The following is a 17,627-nucleotide window of genomic DNA, read 5'->3' on the forward strand; positions in this document are numbered from 1 at the left end:
TTGAGTTAAATCAGTAAAATTTTTTTAGCTTCGTCCACATCGTTGACGATCTGCGCCTTAAGTTCGTCCAGCGAAGGAAAACGCATTTCATTTCTTATTTTCTTCTTGAAATGCACTTCGACATAGCTTCCATAAATGTCTCGGTTGAAGTCGAATAGATGTGTCTCCAAAATCACCTTCGAACCGCCACCGACGGTCGGCCGCGTGCCGACATTGGCAATACCGGGTATTTCCCGTCCATCGATGCCGGTCATGACAACCGCGAACACGCCCTCGATCGGTGTGTTTTTTCGCGATAGCTGAATGTTTGCGGTTGGAAATCCTATCGTGCGCCCTATCTTATCGCCATAGGCCACTCGACCACAAACCGAATAAGAACGCCCGAGCATGCCGGCGGCATAATCCAGGTCGCCTTCACCCAAGGCATCACGAATCATCGTACTACTGACCCGATGCCCATCTATTTGATAAGAAGGTGTATCTTCGACCTGAAAACCGAACTCACAGCCCTTTTCCTTCAACATCGCAAAATTACCGCGCCGCGCCTTGCCGAAATGAAAGTCGTCGCCGACCACGAGATATTTGACATTCAGCCGTTTCAGCAAAATATCTTCGATAAAATCTTCGGCCTCCAAATCGGCAAAGAAGCGATTAAAACGCAGTATCAATACTCGATCAATAGGCGATGCCGAGAACTGAATGATTTTTTCCCGTAATCGAGTTAGACGCGACGGAGCGTTTCTTCCTTGAAAATATTCCAAAGGCTGGGGTTCGAATATCAAAGCGACCGACGGCAAGCCCATTTCCCGGCCTTGCCGTGCCAATTTGTCGATAACCGCCCGGTGACCTAAGTGCAAACCGTCGAAATTGCCTATCGTCAGCACACAACCTTTCGGCATAGGTTCAATGTGAGCCAATCCTCTAATCAATCGCATGAATACATCTTGCTGGAAAAACAGGGAATTCTATCATTATCCGGCGTCTGTGACCGACAAATTGCATTCCAATCACACGGTAAATTTGCGTTAACCCTTTAAGGAAGGCGTGACGCCGCGTATAGAATTCTGAGTCATACGCAAATAGTCAAAAACCAACCGGATATTACGGTTCAATTGCTGCATTTTTTCAGTCACGCTCGTCTTTCCTTTGGCGAACATTTTGATCACCCCGGCTGCAAACCGGCGTAGTCGCGTCATGTTCTCAGGGCCATTGCCTTTTGAAATTTGGCTGCGATCTTCGTCATAATTCCAATCGATAATATAGTGACACGAATTTTCGATGGCCCAATGCCCACGATTAATTGCGAGTAGTCGTTGAGCATTCGCTTGTTCAGCGGGTCTACTGGTCATACCCAAGGCAATTTCACGGGTAAGCTTCTGGCTCTTTTTATGAAAGACTTCGCGTTCGATCAGAAACAACTATCCTGACACAGAGGGGGAGTGAGATTGATTTAACCGAGTCCACAAGATTGCGGAGGCAAGTAGACAATCAGTGATGACAACAACAGGTCAGACCGGTGCTTTTACAACCCGTTATACCCATAGGTTCTTAAGAAACCGTTACGATGGTTGAGGAATAAGCGCGCGGATAGATTCATCAGGAGTCCTGAGGCAATAAAGCCTCTGTTGAGAGACCGGATATATGGTAGCAATCTTGATCTCTGTTTTGACATCAATTTTTGAAAACTTGGCTTGCAATAAACGAGGAGTCCATATATGGGTATATTTAGGACTGGATTTATGGTTTTTTTGTCGGCATAGGCCGCCGTCTTAAAACTTGCAGTCAGTACGCAACGTCTAACGCCTTTAGCGTCTCCTCAGTTATCGCACCCTCAACCAAACCTTTCTGTTTTTGAAAGCTTTTCACAGCCGCCATTGTTTTCGGGCCCATTATGCCATCGATAGGCCCCGGGTTAACACCGGCGTCCGCCAAGGCCTGTTGGATTTTGCGTACTAGCGCCGGCGTAGTCTTCACTACTTCCGAGGTGGCCTCGCTTATCGCCGCCTGGTCTGTTGTAACCGCTTCACTAAATTTTGTTTCGGCAGTAACCCCTAAATCCTGAGCGACTTCGGCTGTTTTTTCAACAGTCTGCTCCGTAGCGCTTTCAACTGCTTCGACTGATTTTTTAACTGTGGACTCTGCCATAGTGCCGATGGTTTCACTTTTACTGCCGTTCGTTTCAACGGTTTTATCCGCTATTTCCGAAACGGGACTAGCCGTCACGCTCTCGGTAACGGTTTGCTCAGGCTGTTTGCTGGTTTCTTTCTGCTCATCGCCACAGCCGTACATGAACACAGTAACGGCTAGCAGGACAATGATTTTTGCGTCGATGTTATTTGTCTTCATTGTCTAAACTCCTGATTTAAAGAATAAATCCCCTGAAAAGGGCCCCTTGAACCGGATACGACATCAAGGTCGATAACCAATTGATTGACTAATGCGTTGGAAAAGACACAAATCAGCTAGTGATTCTGCGGCTTTAATTCAAGTGGCTTTGGCCGTTGCACTCAGAACGGGATTAAAGCCTGAGAATAGCTACCAGACCTATAAAATAAACCACTTGAGTCATCATATACTTATTTTTCAGTAATTTGAATTTAAACCTCTTGGCGACCTAAGCGGAATAGTCGGGGAAAGGGGTTGGGTTTCATTTCAGAGTCAGTGTTTTTTCTACCCCCGGCACACGACTTCGACGAAAGGCACTTCCCAAACCGAGCATTGACAACGCTTGCGGTATTGCTCCTCGCCGTCTTCGGCATGGCGGCGGATCATCGCAAGCACAGTCACTTTTTCTGCATTGACGTATTTGTCTGCCCATTCATGTTGGGCTTTTTGCGACAGCGCGGCTACGGTCTCGCCGCCGGATTGCAAAACTAATTTGCCGTTGATAAGGGCGAAATTCAGTTCACTGCCCGGATTCAATCCCGCGAGACGTCGGTGTATCGAGTGTTGTTCGGGAAAGGAACCGGCATAACCGATGTTGAAGTCTTTTAAACCCAGGATTTCGTAATCGCGAAGAATGATTGGCCGGTCTTGCGCATCGAGCTCCGGCGCTTCGGTAATCAGCAAATGATCGCCTCGTAGTTCGGATAGATACGGATTGCGAAGATCCTTACGATGCATTAGGCAAAGCGTTTCTCGCGCGCGGGTCATTGCAACATAGAGCAGACGGCGCTGTTCTTCTTCTCCGGCTCGCGAATTCCAACCGCCGTCGATTATCACAACATGATCGAATTCCAGACCTTTAACTGAATGCACGGTGCCGAGCAAGACGCCCTGTCCGAAGGTTCGGTCGAGGCGTTGTTCGGCGAGCGTTTCGGCGATGAAATCGAGAGTCTGACTGTTGGCCGTCTCGCCGTCTCCGGTTACATTCCGCCAGTCGCCGAGAAGTTCTTTGAGCTGCAATAGCCATGGGTTACCCGGCTGTTCCCCATAATTTTCGGCCAGCCAATCGAGCCAGTAAGACGGGCGTGTCAACGGTTCCGGATGATGTTTAAGTGCATCGAGTAAGCCCACGTTTTCGCGAATGCGAAACGGCGGCGGCCTGCGGTCGGCCGGCAAAACGATGCTGACCGGAATGCCTTGCGCCTCGAAAACGGCCCGAATCGGACTCAAAAACTGCCATTCGCGCGCGAGCACCGCACAGTGAGTCCATTGTAGGCGAACGTCCAATTGCCGCAGCCGCTTGAGTTCTTCGGCAACCTGCAAAGCTTGAATCGACTCGCGTTCGATATCGATTTGCCGTACCCTGCCGCGCGCAAAAGTATCGAGCGCTTGCCAGCGGCCGCCGGGCTCGAGACTGCCTCGCTGCTTGTTGATTCGTATCGGATGCTGTTGTTTCATCCGGTCCCGGTTATGTCCTATCAAGGCATTCGAGGCGGCGATGATATGTGCGCTCGAGCGGTAGTTTTCGACTAGATAATGCACCTGCGCTTGATAGTCTTGCTGAAATTGCCGGATGAACTCGACATTCGCGCCGCGAAATTGGTAAATATTTTGATCGTCGTCGCCGACCGCGAGAATCGTCAATTTACTGTCTTCGTCGAGACTGCGCCCGGCAATCGCCGAAATGAGCCGGTATTGCTCCGCGTCGATATCCTGGTATTCATCGACCAGGATAAAGCGGTAACCTGCCAGCAATCGGTCTCGGGCCGCGTCCGGTTCGACGCCGAGCAAATTTTTTTCGCCTTTCAACAGGGCAATCGCCTCGCCGATCATTTCGGCGAACGGTTCGCTCGAGGCATCGCCGTCGCCGTACAAACCGCTTACGGCATGTCCGGTCAAGCGCAAGCTGAAACCGTGATAGGTTTGCACGGTTACGTAGCGTGCCTCATCGCCGGCCAGCTCGATCAGCCGGCGACGAATTTCATTGGCGGCTGAACGGTTGAAACACAGCACTAAAATCGCCTGCGCCGGTACTTGTTTGACACGCAGCAAATACGCGCAGCGATGCACGACGACGCGGGTCTTGCCGGAACCGGGTCCCGCCAGAATCAGCGCATTGTCGTCTTCCGGGGCCGAGACCAGCGCGATTTGTTCGGGGTTATTTAGATCGGAGGCGATGCGCTGAAAGGCTTGTTGGCTGGCCGCGCGTTCGAGTATTTCCTTGCGCCCGGCAAAATAGCGCTGCACGAATTCGGCCTTATCGAGCGAAAAATAGGCGACGACGAAGGCCAGCGCCTGACCGATTTTTTCGAGTCCGCGCCGCGCATATTCATTCATCACATGCACCTGAAACACCCGTTCGCCGTAATGCTGGGACAGCGGCTCGTAATCGCCCTTGCGGTAGCGGCGCGATTTTGCTTCCGGCAAAACATTGATGGTCATCGCCTGCCGGAAAACCGCAAGGCCTTTTTGCAAGGTAATGATTTTTTGTTCGTGCATAAAATTCAGCGCCCGCTCGACCGCCGCGAGCGGGTCTTTAACCTCCGCCAATGCGACCGCATCCTGCTGCAAAGCCGAAAGTAAATCCTCGGCGGCAAATTCGACCAGCACATCGGCGGCCGGCGGCGTACCTTCCGGCACCCGGCCGACGATACAATCCAACACGACCTTGGCGATGCCTTGCCGTTTTTCGGCAGTCGCAATCAGCGCGGGCCAGCCGCGGTTTAATTTGACCGCATATTGATCGAGCCCGCGATGGCGCACGAACAAACTGCCTTTGTTGCCGGCCAGGCCCAAGCCGTCCCGGCTCAAACTGTTCAACAACAGGCGCAACGCTTCCAAATGGCTTTGTTCGAAACCTTGATCCAACAAATGTTGGTTCAGATGCCGAATCGACAAGACCTGCCAGTCGTCGCCTGCGGCATCGGGCGCTAATTCACGCATCGCGGCGATCATCGCCCTCTCCAGATCGCAGACCTTGGTTAACTGTGCCTGAGATGATTGAGTCACCTTGTAGCGAATGAACGCGGTCAGCAGCAGGCTTTTTTGAATCAAACCTTGCTCGGCCATGTCGTATAAAGTCCGAATCACGCGTTGGCTGGCCGTTTCGCCGGGTTTGTCTTCGTCATTTTCGACAAACGCACCGAGCATCGCCAGTTGATCGGCGCTGAAGCCTTCGTCACTGTCGGCATTGAACAATTCTTCGAGAATCGCCAGCCAGCGCTTTTTCTGGCGTTGCGACAGCGGCAATTTGCCGATCTTGGCTTCGGCTTCGTCGAGATTTTTAACCTTCGGCCGACCCTGGAAAACCTGCGTGCGGTTTTCGTTGCGCTCGACGAAGCCGGCCCGCTCCAGCCAAGAAACCGCCGTGACGACCTTGGTTGCAGCGTTATAATCATCGCTACCGAAAGACGTGTCGACCGCATCGTTCTGCAATAGCTCGCCGGCCGTCAAGACGACATTGCCGGACTTGTCTTTTTTGCATCGCCTGATTCCGCGAAGCAACTGTGCGATATCGCGCTGCGTGATTTGCGAGTGCGCCGATAGTTTGAACTGCGTGTCGATATCGTTCTCATCGAACAACAGCACGCATTCGGCATCCTGACGGTCGCGCCCGGCGCGTCCCGCTTCCTGTAAATAATTTTCGAGCGAACCCGGAATGTCGGCATGAATCACCAAGCGTACGTCTTCCTTGTCAATACCCATGCCGAACGCATTGGTAGCACTAATTACGCGGGTGATGCCGCCGACGAAGTTTTCCTGGATATGCTTTTTCTCGGCTGCATCCTTGCCGGCGTGAAAGGCCTCGGCTTGCCATCCCGCTTGTTGCAGAAACTCGGCCACCGCTTCGGTGTTTTTTTGGGTCGAACAATAAACGATCGCGCTGCCGGTCTCGCCGGTCAAACGCTCGGTCAATAGGCCATGGATGCGCGGGTATTTGTCGGCGGCATTGACGGTCTGCACTTCGAAATGCAAATTGCTGCGTTCAACGCCGCCCTCGAAAACCACCAGCTCCTGACCCAAATGAGCGCGAAAATAGTCGATGATTTCATCCTTGACGTCTTGCTTCGCGGTTGCCGTGAAACATTGCACCGGAGGAAGCGGCGCGCGGTGCTTCGCGGCGAATTCCTTGATGAAGCGCGCGGCATAGAGATAATCGGGCCGAAAATCGTGTCCCCATTTTGATAAACAATGCGCTTCGTCGAACACCCAGCAACCGATTTCCCGTTGCGCGATCGCATTTTGAAAACCGGTATTGCGCAATTGCTCGGGAGAGACATAGAGTATCGCGATGTCGCCCAACTGTATTGCCCTGAGCACTTCGCCGCGCTCGGGTGCGGTCAACAGACCGTAGAGCGCGGCGACATTCGGCGCGCCGGTCTTATTGCGCAAATTATCGACCTGATCCTTCATCAAGGCCTGCAGCGGCGAAATCACGACCGTCAACACGCCGCGCCGCTGATAGCGCACCAATGCCGGCAATTGAAAACACAGCGACTTACCGCCGCCGGTTGGCAATACCGCAAACAACGGCCGGTCGCTCATCGCGGCCTGCACGATCGCTTGCTGTAAGCTGCCGCCGTCATCGCTTGCCGGTTCCTCGCGAAAAGCCGGAAATCCGAAATAGCGCGTCAATTGACTCACCGGATCGTGCACGCCGGCGCAATAAGCGCATGCCGGATTGCCGCATGGAATATCGCGCAGTTGACTTAACACCGGCGCGACATCGTGAAAGCGTTGCCGAACCCACGGCGGCAGCACCGAATTGCCGCCCGCGACCCGCAGCCAGGCTAGGCAATAAGCCAACGCTTGACGCAAACGTGGATCGGGCAGATAGGACAACACGACTTTGTTGAATGCGGTCTCGCAGACTTTACCGGACGAGGTTTGCTTGAATACATCGAGGGCTTGAGAGGCACCCGGCAATTCGGCCCCAACGACCTCCATCATCCGACAGATTCCACTGAAACCAGGATCGCCGGAAAAGGCGTAATGATAAAACGACACGATGCCGAAGGCTTGTTGCTGTTCTCGCAATGCATTCCATTGATCCTGAAACAGCGACTCGGCCAACTTGGCGTCGAGCAAAGGATCGCTCAGGCCGTCGCGCACCAATTTGTAATTCTTGACCAGGCGATGATAGGGATTTTCGGGAAAGGCCAGCGGTGACAGATACAGCGTATCGACGACCGGTTTGTTTAAAAAGGCGAGACTCGGCACGATCGCGCGGCACACCGGCAGGTCGTGACCGATCAGGTTATGGCCCAGAATAAATTCGGCATCAGCGGCAAAGCGGTCGAATTCGGCCAAGACGCTTCGGATATCGAAAGGCGCTTTGCGAATAAACTCCCGGCCGCGAAAGCGCCCGCCGAGCGCGAAAATCTCGCCGTTTTCGTTAGTTTCGAGATCGAGGCTACAACAAGTATTTTGAAAGGCTTGCCAGTCCGTTGTCATAGTTGTCTATTTCTCGCGCTTAGGCGCGGTGTTTTTGTTCATTGATTTTACTTATTGCCCTGGTTTCCGCTCATCCGCTCATTCTCAAGCTCTTGGGACAGTGAAAGTATTTAATATCACTAAATAACCATGAAGAACATAAAGGGACATGATGAATTAGACTGTTGATTTTGCAGAGTTTTTCCTCACTTCCTTCATGGTGAATAAATTTTATTATGATGTGTTCGCCAATATTTTCACTGTCTATCCTCGGTGGTAATCAATCTATACGTTGGTTGCCGAGGCAAGATCGGTATGCGTTCCCACGGAGGCGCTCGCTGTTATACACAAGTATAAATACCTCCGCAGCGATTCAGCGTTAGGTTGCCGTGTCGTCCGACAAGACTATTAAGAGTTTAGCGTTAACGGCTTCGATAATCGCGACGTAGACGTCGCTCCCTCAGCGCTGCAATCCTATGTGAGAGCGATCCCCTGATCGCGATTTCGAAGCCGGGAGAGTTAAGTAACAATAAAGGGTATCGAAGTCACATTAGCTAAGATGACAAGACGATATCTACGATTGATGTATAACAACGAGCGGAGGACTGTGGGAACGAGGAAACTTGAGAAATAAGTCCATTGTCATAGCTATCTATTTCTCGCGCGGAGGCGAAGAGTCTATCCGCTAATTCCCCCCGAATTAAATTCGTTGCAAAATACCCGCGATCAACTCCGGACCTTTGTAGATCAAGCCGCTATAAACCTGAACCAGACTCGCGCCGGCCTGTATTTTCTCTAACGCGTCTTCCCCGTTCAAAATTCCGCCGGCCGCGATAATCGGTAGCTTGCCGTTCAATTCCGTTGCCAAGGCAGCGACGACTTCGGTCGATTTTTTCTTGACCGGCGCGCCGCTCAAGCCGCCGGCCTCTTCGGCCAATTTATGGCCCGCGATTGCATCCCGTGCGATCGTCGTATTGGTCGCGATCACCGCGTCGATTTCGAACTCAAGCAATAGCGCTGCGATATGGCGGACCTCATCCGGCGTCAAGTCGGGCGCGATCTTGAGCGCCAACGGCGTGTATTTGCCGTGTTCTCGTTGCAATTTCACTTGTTCTTCCTTCAATGCCGCGATCAGAACCTTGATTTCGTCGCCCTGCTGCAATTGCCGAAGATTTTTCGTATTCGGCGAGGAAATATTGATCGTGATGTAGCTTGCCGCGCGGTAGGCCTTGCGCAAGCCGATCAAATAATCGTCGGCGGCCTTTTCGATCGGGGTGTCGAAATTCTTGCCGATGTTGATGCCGAGCACGCCTTTATATTGACAGTGTTCGACGCGGTTCAACAGATGATCGATGCCTTTATTGTTGAAGCCCATGCGATTGATGATCGCCTGATGCTCGGGCAGGCGGAACAAACGCGGTTTCGGATTACCCGGTTGCGGGCGCGGCGTGACCGTGCCGATTTCAATGAAGCCGAAACCTAAGGCAGCCAGCGCATCGATATAATCGCCGTTCTTGTCGAGGCCGGCGGCCAGACCGACCGGGTTCTTGAACTCTAGCCCCATAACGCTGACCGGCTTAGCCGGTAATCGCGGATAAAGCACTGAGGACAAGCCCGAACGATGCGCGGCTTGCAGCGCTTTCAGGGTTAGGTTGTGGCTGACTTCAGGGTCGAGGGAAAATAATAACGGGCGAATTAATGGATATAGATTCATCGATTGAAAAGGTGAGAAAAAGAAATGTCAGTAAGGAATGAGCTCGAAATAACTTTGGTTTTTGATTCACGAACCCTCTTCCGGAAGGGGATGGGAACGGGGATATTCATCGTTCCCACGCAGAACGTGGGAAGCATTTGAAGAAGTTATTTTATGCTTGTTCCTAACAAGAAGGCTGCAATTTTGAGACCTACCCAAGTTATTTCCGAAACGGCAGCATGCGAAGCAAGGTATTATCTTTCGAAATACTGTGATGATACAGCGCGGCCAAGACATGCAAGCCAATTACGTAATAACCGACCGTGCCGACTGTCGCATGGACTTCCTTAATTGTTTTGGCGAGCTCCGGATTTTTGCCGATCAACGGCGGAAGTTCCAAGCCGAAAAAAGGTATTGGTTTGCCGGCTGCGCTTAGCATGAACCATCCGGCCAAAGGCATACCGATCATCAACAAATAAAGACTCCAGTGAACGGCGGAAGCCAAATATTTTTGCCATGCGGCAATGGCGGGTTCGATCACCGGCTTGACGTTACTCAGGCGTACAGTCAGACGCAGCCACACCAATAAGCCGACCGACAGCCCCAGCATGAAATGCCACATTTTCAACGCTTCGCGCGGATCGCTACCTTTCGGGTACAGTACGCGCAATTCGATGCAGGCATACAGCCCAACCATCAACAAAAATATTAGCCAGTGCAGGCCGATCGCCAACGAACCGTAACGTCGAGGCGTGTTTTTCCAACTCATTTCTTTTTTCCCTCGTTCCAGAGACAGTGAAAGTATTCATATCTCTTGATGTTCTTCATGGTGAATAAATTTTTTTATGATATATTCGCCAATTTAAAATTCGGTGCGTTTCAGGCCGGGTTCCCACGCAGGGCGAGGGAACCCTCTTTAATTAAAGCATTATTGCTTAGACACCAGGCCTTTTGCGAACACGATCGCTTTTTCCGCCAAATCGTTGACCAACGACGGGCTATCGCCATGAGGCTCGATTTCGCCGAACGGCTTGCCGTTTTCCTGTGTGAACTTCAATATAAAATACCCCAGTGGCGCAAAAGCCAACAAAGCAATAACTAACATTGCCACAACCAGTTGAATAAGATCACCGGACATGATTACCTCCTCGTTTTTATAACATTATTTTTTTTATTGGAATCAGGAATATAACTCTGTCATTCCGATGGCTCAAGTGAAAAATGCAATTTCCGATATGAATCTCGGTTTTTCACCGCTCCAAACAAAGCCTATTCGCTAAACCAATCGGTTGCTTTGCCTAAATTATCGTCGTATACTTCCGACCTAGCTTACTTGATCAAGCTGGCATAACACTTATAAACATACTTCTGGAGGTATTGATTATGAAATGGGAAACACCTAGCTACACAGACCTGCGTTTCGGTTTTGAAGTAACGATGTATATCTACAACCGTTAATCATTACGGTCGAATAGAAAAGGGGCTTGTAAGAGCCCCTTTTTTTTGCGTCGAATTCCTGTTTCGAATAAGAAATTTTCCCGGCTTGCCATAAAATGACGCTGCCAGCCTTTCAGCGCCCCGCCGACAAAGCCCTAGCCGTTTGCGGACAACCTTTAATTGACGTATGATTCAGCTCTTTTAATCATTCGAAACAATGCCATGAAAATCAGAGTTCTCGGCTCGGCAGCCGGCGGCGGTTTTCCGCAATGGAACTGCAACTGCCACAATTGTCATCGTATTCGCCGCAATGAAATGAACGGCGTCCCACGCACTCAGTCGTCGATCGCGGTCAGCACCGATAACCGAAATTGGCTGCTGTTCAACACGTCTCCGGACATCCTGACGCAACTCCATGCATTCCCTGCGATACAGCCACGCGAAGGCGTGCGCGATACCGGCATCAAGGCAATCCTGCTGATCGACAGCCAAATCGATCATACGACCGGTTTATTGATGCTGCGCGAAAGCCGGCAGCCGCTCGATATTTATTGCAGCGACATGGTCAAACAAGATCTTAGCACCGGCTTCCCGACCTTCAAAATGCTCGAAGATTACTGCACCGTCAACCATCATCCGGTTCCGCTAGACGGCGGCAGCTTTACGATTCCAGGTATCGAAGATTTGAAATTTTATACCCAGTCGCTAAAAAGCAAGGCGCCGCCCTATTCGCCGCATCGCCACGACCCGCATGACGGCGACAATATCGGCGTGATCATCGAACAGATTTCAACCGGAAAAAAAGTCTTCTACGCACCGGGGCTCGGCGAAATCGAACCCCATGTGATGGATGCAATGCAACTGGCCGATTGCGTAATGGTCGATGGCACATTTTGGACCGACGACGAAATGGTTACGCAAAACATCAGTCACAAACACGCCCGCGAAATCGGTCATTTACCGCAATCGGGTCCAGGCGGCATGATCGAAGTGCTGAACGGGGTATCCAACACCCGTAAAATATTAATCCATATCAATAACACCAATCCGATTTTGGACGAAGATTCCGAGCAGCGTAAAACCCTCGATGCCGCCGGCATCGAAGTATCCTACGACGGCATGGAAATCGATTTATAAAAGAAGCCCCGGTAAATCCTATGATTAACAGCGAATCAAAACCTTGGACCCGCGAAGAATTCGAAGCCCAGCTTCGCGGGATGGAAAAGTATTACCATATCCATCATCCGTATCACACGCTGATGAACGAAGGCAAACTGACCAAGGAACAAATTCAAGGCTGGGTCGCGAACCGCTATTATTATCAGGTCATGATTCCGATCAAGGATGCGAATATCCTGGCCAATTGCCCGGACCGTAAGACTCGCGCGATCTGGATTCAACGCATTCTGGATCATGACGGCCATCCGAACGATCCGGGGGGCATCGAAGCCTGGATTAGGCTCGGCATTGCGGTCGGCCTGACGCGCGACGAAATTACGTCATTGCAATATGTACTACCCGGCGTGCGTTTCGCGGTCGACGCCTATGTCAACTTCGCGCGCCGCGCCGATTGGCACGAGGCCGCCAGTTCGTCATTGACCGAACTGTTCGCGCCGAAAATACATCAGCAACGCCTCGACAACTGGCCGACGCATTATCCGTGGGTTGAAAAAGAAGGTTACATTTATTTTCGCAAGCGTCTCTCCGAAGCGCGCCGCGATGTCGAACATGGATTGGAATTGACGCTGGACTGGTTCAAAACCCGCGAACAGCAAGAACGCATGGTCGAAATCCTACAGTTTAAGTTGAACGTGCTCTGGACGATGGCCGATGCGATGTACATGGCTTATATTAACGAGATGCCGCCTTATTTCAATGTCAAACCTTGACCGACAACGAATCCTGTGATGGGAGAATGTCATGCAAACGGCGATACAAAAACATTTGTTCAGCATTTCCGATTACGATCGCATGGCGGAACGCGGCCTGTTCGATGAAGACTCCCGCATTGAATTGATTAATGGAGAGTTTTTCGATATGGCGCCGATTGGCAGCAGGCATGCAAGCATCGTCAGTTTTTTGGCCAGCACCTTGATAAAACAACTGAGCGACCGAGCAATCGTGCGCATTCAAGACCCGGTGCGGCTCGGCGATTTTTCCGTGCCGCAACCCGACTTGGCGGCCGTCGAACCTAAAACCGATTTTTATCGAACACGGCATCCGGAAGCGAACGAAATTCTGTTGCTGATCGAGGTGTCCGACTCGACCGCCAGTTACGACTTGAACACCAAAATACCGCTCTATGCCAAGTATGCGATTCCCGAGTGCTGGCTGATCGATATCGAAAAAAAAACGGTGACCCGTTTTACCGAACCGCTTGAAAACAGCTATAAAATGCAGCACATTTACCATGCCGACGAATCCGTAAGGTCGATACAATTCGACCATCTGTCGATCAATCTTGCTGGCTTGATCGAATGAAAGCACGACGATAGCTGTTTTTTAAGTATTTAGGATTTCGTGATAAATAACGTCCTGGAACTATGAGCTTTGTTGAGTGTATGGTAACTCGCTTGGCAGGACGCCGTGAACCCAGCACCTAAATTATTCAAGATAGTTAACCATAGCCAACGAGCTATGGAACTTAGGTGCTGGGTAAATACGTCCGTGTAGGCTTGACGGCGGCGACTGATTGCCATGGATGGCATGAATGCAGATTTTGCATTACGCCATGGATGGCGTGTATTAGGGCAATGCAGGAGCAATTGCCGAGGAGCAAAAAATCTGCCCTTCCGCCGACACCTGCCAATCGAGCAACCGAACCTCCGTAAAATAGGGAGGTTATACTCATCGGAGATCAAGATTCGGCGCCGGGGTGCCCGTCAAAGGACGCCGTGAATACGTCCATGTAGGCTCTATGCCAGCTCCATGCTGGCAAAGCCTTTACCGAGCACCCCGGCGCCTTCTTAGGCACTGCCGAAATTTGAAGTGCGAAAGGTATATTTACGACCAAGTCCTTAGCGCCCCTCTTTGAAAAAAAGGGGCTAGGGGAGTTTTTTTAATTAAATCCCCCCTCTCAATCCCCCATTTTCAAAGGGGAGGCTCAGTCGCCAAATTGTTTTAGATACAGGGTGAACAATTACGTTTGTTTCACTAGTTTCGGCATTACCATTAGCCATTATTCGAATCAAAACACTATGACCATCGACCCGGACAAAAATATCTGCTTCTCGCCTACGCACCGACTGCAATGGGAAGAGGCGCAACAAAAAGACGTGATTCTCTATCCCGAAGGCATGGTTGAGCTCAACCAAAGCTCTGCAGAAATTCTGAAACTGTGTGACGGCAGCCGGAAAGTGGAGCAAATCGTCGACGAATTGGAACGAAAATTCGAAACCACGGGTCTTGGTAACGACATCATCGCATTTCTGGAAGTAGCACTACAAAATGGCTGGATTAAACAAGATTAATATTACCCCTCCTCGCTGGCTGCTGGCCGAGCTGACTTATGCTTGCCCGCTGCAGTGTCCTTATTGTTCGAATCCGCTCGATTACGCAAAATACCCGTCGGAGCTTTCGACCGAAGACTGGAAACGCGTATTGACTCAGGCGCGCAAGATGGGCGCGGTGCAACTAGGCTTGTCCGGCGGCGAGCCATTAGTTCGTAAGGACTTGTCTGAACTGGTCAAACACGCACGCGAACTCGGTTATTATTCGAACCTGATCACATCGGGCTATGGACTGACCGAAGAGCGCATCATCGAACTAAAACAGGCCGGGCTCGACCATATTCAGGTCAGCATTCAAGCCAGCACGCAGGAATTGAACGACCATATCGCCGGCACCACGTCTTACGAACATAAGAAAGAAGTCGCGCATTTGGTCAAGAAACACGGCTATCCGATGGTTTTGTGCGTTGTGATTCACCGCGAAAACATTCATCAGATGCAACAGATTCTCGAAATGGCCGAAGAACTCGGCGCCGATTATCTGGAGCTCGCGAACACGCAATATTACGGCTGGGCGCATGCCAACCGGGATCTACTGCTGCCGACCAAGGAACAATTCGAACAGGCCGAAGCGATCGCTCAGGCTTATAAAGAAAAAGTCGCCGGCAAAATGAAAATCTATTATGTCGTACCGGATTATTACGAAGACCGCCCGAAAGCCTGCATGAACGGCTGGGGCACGACGTTTCTGACGATCGCGCCGGACGGCGTCGCGCTACCATGCCATTCGGCGCGTGAACTGCCGGGCCTGGATTGCCCGAATGTCAACGAATACAGCATCGAGGAAATTTGGAATGAGTCGAAAGCCTTCAATTTCTTCCGAGGCTTCGATTGGATGAAGGAACCTTGCCGCAGTTGCGACGAAAAGGAAAAGGATTTCGGCGGTTGCCGCTGCCAGGCCTATTTGTTGACCGGCGACATGTATAACACCGACCCGGTCTGCAGCAAATCGCCGAACCGACATGTCGTGCAAGAAGCCATTGACTCCGCAAAGTCCGCGTCATTGGCGCCAGGTGAAAAACCGTTGATTTTCCGCAATAGCAAAAATTCGCGGCAAGTCATGTAGCCCGTATGCAGCGTAGCGAAATACGGGGAGTTCCGTGCATCGAAATTCCCGGATTACGTTTCACTTCATCCGGGCTACTATCGAAAAAAGGTGCGCGATGCGGCACCCTACATCGTTTCTCTTAGGATTTCGTGATAAATAACGTCCTGGAACTATGAGCCTTGTTCACGCTCTTTCCCAAGCTCCAGCTTGGGAAAGACACCCCGGAAGCTCCCCCTTCGACAAGGCCCTCCTGAGCGCAGCCGAAGGGCTCAGGGCAAGAGCTTCCTGAGACCGACACAACCTCCACTCATTCTCAATCAACCCCGACTCGCTCGTTCAATCTTTCTTGATTATCGGGAAGCTAGAGCTTCCTGAATAGGTTACCCAAGCTGGAGCTTGGGTAACAGCATAACTATGAGCCTTGTTTAGGGTTCGGTCACTCGCTTGGCAGGACGCCGTGAATACGTCCATGTAGGCTCTATGCCAGCTAAAGCCTTTGCCGAGCAACCCGGCGCCTCCTAAGACACTGCCGAAATTTGAAGTGCGAAAGGTATATTTACGGCCAAATCCTTACAAACCTTCCCAAGGCGTGAATAAACCTTCGGTCTCGACGCCGAACATCGCCAGAATGCGCCCTACTCCGTCATCGACCATCGCTTCGATCGAGTTCGACTTATTGTAAAAGGCCGGCATCGGCGGATAGATGATGCCGCCCATTTCGGTCACCGCCGCCATGTTGCGGATGTGCGCGAGATTCAAAGGCGTTTCGCGCGGCATGATTACCAAGCGCCGGCGCTCCTTTAGCACGACGTCGGCCGCGCGCGAAATTAGATTATCGCCGAAACCGTGCGCGACCGCCGCCAACGTTTTCATCGAACACGGCGCAATGATCATGCCTTCGGTCTTGAAACCGCCGCTCGCAATGGTCGCCGCGACATCGTTGATTTCATGCGTCACATCGGCCCATTCATAGATCTGTTTGCGCGACATCGCCATCTCATGTTTCAGATTGACCAAGCCGGCCGATGAAATCACAAGATGCGTTTCCCAGTCCTGTTTTTCACGCAAGACCTGGAGAAATCTGAGTCCGTAAATCGCGCCGGTCGCGCCGGTAATGCCAATGACGAGTCGTTTTTTTGTATTCATGACTTTATTAATTCCGCAAAAGCTTCTCGGCCATTGTATCGGTCGCCGACACCAAGGCGTCGATCATGTCCTTGCCCTGTGCGATGTGCCCGGCATTCGGCAATACGATAAATTCGGCATGCGGCATGGCTTTATGTAATCGCCAGCCGGCCTCGATCGGACAGACCAAGTCGTTGCGGCCGTGAATGATGATCGCCGAAATAGCCTTTAAACAGGCACAATTGTCGATAATTTGATTTTCTTCGATGAAATAAGCATTTCTCGCGTAGTGCAGTTCCATGCGGACTTGTTCGAGCATCTTGTGCGATGCGTGATCCTGATGCGGCGCCGGCCTGAAATCGGAGCCCAAAGCGACTTGCCCCCCCCAGGCGGTCCATTCTTTCGCCGCGCGTAGCCGCGCCAACTCGTCTTCGCCCCATAATGCATCGCACAAACCTTGCACAGGATCTTGTTCAAACTCGGCGGGAATACAATCGACCAGGCGCGACCATTGTTCCGGATAGATGCGCCCCGCTCCGTTTCTAATAAACCAATCCAAATCTTTCTGCCGCGCCAGAAAGACGCCACGAATGATCAGACCGAGCACCTTGTCGGTATGCTGCTGAGCATACAACAAAGCCAACGCACCGCCCCACGAACCGCCGAACACGAGCCATTGCTCGATGTTCAATTGAATGCGAATCCGCTCCATGTCGTCGATCAGGGCGTGGGTATTATTATCTGCCAATTCGCCGAACGGCAGGGACTGCCCGCAGCCACGTTGGTCGAACAGGATTATGCGGTATCTTTCGGGATCGAAAAAAAGCCGGTGATCGGGTTTGATACCGGAACACGGCCCGCCATGCAAAAACACCACGGGCAGACCGTCCGGATTGCCGCATTGTTCTACATAGACCGAGTGCTTGCCGGTATTCAGAAAGAACGTATCGAATGGGGAGATTTCGGAATAGAGGGTTTTCATTAAAAGTTGATGGAC

The 17,627-nt window shown here is 51.4% G+C and carries 15 protein-coding genes; 6 read left to right on the top strand and 9 right to left on the bottom strand.

All coding sequences use genetic code 11. The features are described from left to right. Positions 1-5: 5 nt before the first annotated feature. The 7 genes from ribF to ACINK7_RS19885 all read right to left on the bottom strand — a co-directional run bounded on the left by ribF (position 6) and on the right by ACINK7_RS19885 (position 10,649). Complete coding sequence (gene ribF / locus ACINK7_RS19855) at positions 6-935, bottom strand: bifunctional riboflavin kinase/FAD synthetase (RefSeq protein WP_404357996.1); 930 nt, start codon at positions 933-935, stop codon at positions 6-8. 90 nt (positions 936-1,025) lie between these two features. Further along, positions 1,026-1,418: a hypothetical protein gene (locus ACINK7_RS19860; protein WP_404357997.1), complete on the bottom strand. Its 393-nt coding sequence runs from the start codon at positions 1,416-1,418 to the stop codon at positions 1,026-1,028. Positions 1,419-1,782: 364 nt separating this feature from the next. Then, on the bottom strand, positions 1,783-2,346 hold the full coding sequence (locus ACINK7_RS19865; RefSeq protein ID WP_404357999.1) for a peptidoglycan-binding protein: 564 nt from the start codon (positions 2,344-2,346) through the stop codon (positions 1,783-1,785). A 324-nt stretch (positions 2,347-2,670) separates the two neighbouring features. Next, on the bottom strand, positions 2,671-7,839 hold the full coding sequence (locus ACINK7_RS19870) for a RecQ family ATP-dependent DNA helicase (protein WP_404358001.1): 5,169 nt from the start codon (positions 7,837-7,839) through the stop codon (positions 2,671-2,673). A 679-nt stretch (positions 7,840-8,518) separates the two neighbouring features. Then, entirely contained in the window at positions 8,519-9,532 is a 1,014-nt protein-coding gene (locus ACINK7_RS19875; protein WP_404358003.1) for a quinone-dependent dihydroorotate dehydrogenase, read from the bottom strand. Between the two features lie 199 nt (positions 9,533-9,731). Then, positions 9,732-10,280: a cytochrome b gene (locus ACINK7_RS19880; protein WP_404358005.1), complete on the bottom strand. Its 549-nt coding sequence runs from the start codon at positions 10,278-10,280 to the stop codon at positions 9,732-9,734. A gap of 159 nt (positions 10,281-10,439) precedes the next feature. Beyond that, positions 10,440-10,649: a hypothetical protein gene (locus ACINK7_RS19885; protein ID WP_404358007.1), complete on the bottom strand. Its 210-nt coding sequence runs from the start codon at positions 10,647-10,649 to the stop codon at positions 10,440-10,442. Between the two features lie 245 nt (positions 10,650-10,894). Between ACINK7_RS19885 and pqqA the strand changes: the two genes are divergently transcribed. The 6 genes from pqqA (at position 10,895) to pqqE (ending at position 15,523) form a co-directional block, all read left to right on the top strand. Then, positions 10,895-10,969 carry a pyrroloquinoline quinone precursor peptide PqqA gene (gene pqqA, locus ACINK7_RS19890; RefSeq protein WP_006892363.1) on the top strand — a complete coding sequence of 25 codons (75 nt, stop codon included), beginning with the start codon at positions 10,895-10,897 and terminating at the stop codon, positions 10,967-10,969. Between the two features lie 201 nt (positions 10,970-11,170). Continuing rightward, on the top strand, positions 11,171-12,085 hold the full coding sequence (gene pqqB, locus ACINK7_RS19895) for a pyrroloquinoline quinone biosynthesis protein PqqB (protein WP_404358009.1): 915 nt from the start codon (positions 11,171-11,173) through the stop codon (positions 12,083-12,085). A gap of 20 nt (positions 12,086-12,105) precedes the next feature. Further along, positions 12,106-12,837: a pyrroloquinoline-quinone synthase PqqC gene (pqqC, locus tag ACINK7_RS19900; RefSeq protein ID WP_404358011.1), complete on the top strand. Its 732-nt coding sequence runs from the start codon at positions 12,106-12,108 to the stop codon at positions 12,835-12,837. A gap of 31 nt (positions 12,838-12,868) precedes the next feature. Continuing rightward, positions 12,869-13,429, top strand: a complete 561-nt coding sequence (locus tag ACINK7_RS19905) for a Uma2 family endonuclease (protein WP_404358013.1) — start codon at positions 12,869-12,871, stop codon at positions 13,427-13,429. A 716-nt stretch (positions 13,430-14,145) separates the two neighbouring features. Beyond that, a complete protein-coding gene (gene pqqD, locus ACINK7_RS19910; protein ID WP_404358015.1) occupies positions 14,146-14,418 on the top strand; it encodes a pyrroloquinoline quinone biosynthesis peptide chaperone PqqD in 273 nt (90 codons plus the stop codon). After that, positions 14,396-15,523, top strand: a complete 1,128-nt coding sequence (gene pqqE / locus ACINK7_RS19915; RefSeq protein WP_404358016.1) for a pyrroloquinoline quinone biosynthesis protein PqqE — start codon at positions 14,396-14,398, stop codon at positions 15,521-15,523. Before pqqD ends, pqqE begins: the two co-directional genes overlap by 23 nt. A 552-nt stretch (positions 15,524-16,075) precedes the next feature. On the opposite strand, the gene ACINK7_RS19920 is transcribed toward pqqE, so the two are convergent. Both ACINK7_RS19920 and pip read right to left on the bottom strand, forming a co-directional pair. Continuing rightward, entirely contained in the window at positions 16,076-16,651 is a 576-nt protein-coding gene (locus ACINK7_RS19920; protein WP_404358018.1) for a UbiX family flavin prenyltransferase, read from the bottom strand. Positions 16,652-16,658: 7 nt separating this feature from the next. Beyond that, entirely contained in the window at positions 16,659-17,612 is a 954-nt protein-coding gene (pip, locus tag ACINK7_RS19925) for a prolyl aminopeptidase (protein ID WP_404358020.1), read from the bottom strand. Positions 17,613-17,627: the final 15 nt, after the last annotated feature.

Origin of the sequence: Methylotuvimicrobium sp. KM1, assembly GCF_044788715.1 — a bacterium.
In the GTDB taxonomy this organism is placed as follows: Bacteria; Pseudomonadota; Gammaproteobacteria; order Methylococcales; family Methylomonadaceae; genus Methylotuvimicrobium.

Excerpts from the sequence above, each read along its gene's own strand:
- ACINK7_RS19875 (WP_404358003.1), bottom strand. The coding sequence starts at position 9,532 with ATGAATCTATATCCATTAATTCGCCCGTTATTATTTTCCCTCGACCCT.
- ACINK7_RS19880 (WP_404358005.1), bottom strand. The coding sequence starts at position 10,280 with ATGAGTTGGAAAAACACGCCTCGACGTTACGGTTCGTTGGCGATCGGC.
- ACINK7_RS19870 (WP_404358001.1), bottom strand. The coding sequence starts at position 7,839 with ATGACAACGGACTGGCAAGCCTTTCAAAATACTTGTTGTAGCCTCGAT.
- pqqB (WP_404358009.1), top strand. The coding sequence starts at position 11,171 with ATGAAAATCAGAGTTCTCGGCTCGGCAGCCGGCGGCGGTTTTCCGCAA.
- pqqD (WP_404358015.1), top strand. The coding sequence starts at position 14,146 with ATGACCATCGACCCGGACAAAAATATCTGCTTCTCGCCTACGCACCGA.
- ribF (WP_404357996.1), bottom strand. The coding sequence starts at position 935 with ATGCGATTGATTAGAGGATTGGCTCACATTGAACCTATGCCGAAAGGT.
- ACINK7_RS19865 (WP_404357999.1), bottom strand. The coding sequence starts at position 2,346 with ATGAAGACAAATAACATCGACGCAAAAATCATTGTCCTGCTAGCCGTT.
- ACINK7_RS19920 (WP_404358018.1), bottom strand. The coding sequence starts at position 16,651 with ATGAATACAAAAAAACGACTCGTCATTGGCATTACCGGCGCGACCGGC.
- pqqE (WP_404358016.1), top strand. The coding sequence starts at position 14,396 with ATGGCTGGATTAAACAAGATTAATATTACCCCTCCTCGCTGGCTGCTG.
- ACINK7_RS19905 (WP_404358013.1), top strand. The coding sequence starts at position 12,869 with ATGCAAACGGCGATACAAAAACATTTGTTCAGCATTTCCGATTACGAT.
- pip (WP_404358020.1), bottom strand. The coding sequence starts at position 17,612 with ATGAAAACCCTCTATTCCGAAATCTCCCCATTCGATACGTTCTTTCTG.
- pqqC (WP_404358011.1), top strand. The coding sequence starts at position 12,106 with ATGATTAACAGCGAATCAAAACCTTGGACCCGCGAAGAATTCGAAGCC.
- ACINK7_RS19885 (WP_404358007.1), bottom strand. The coding sequence starts at position 10,649 with ATGTCCGGTGATCTTATTCAACTGGTTGTGGCAATGTTAGTTATTGCT.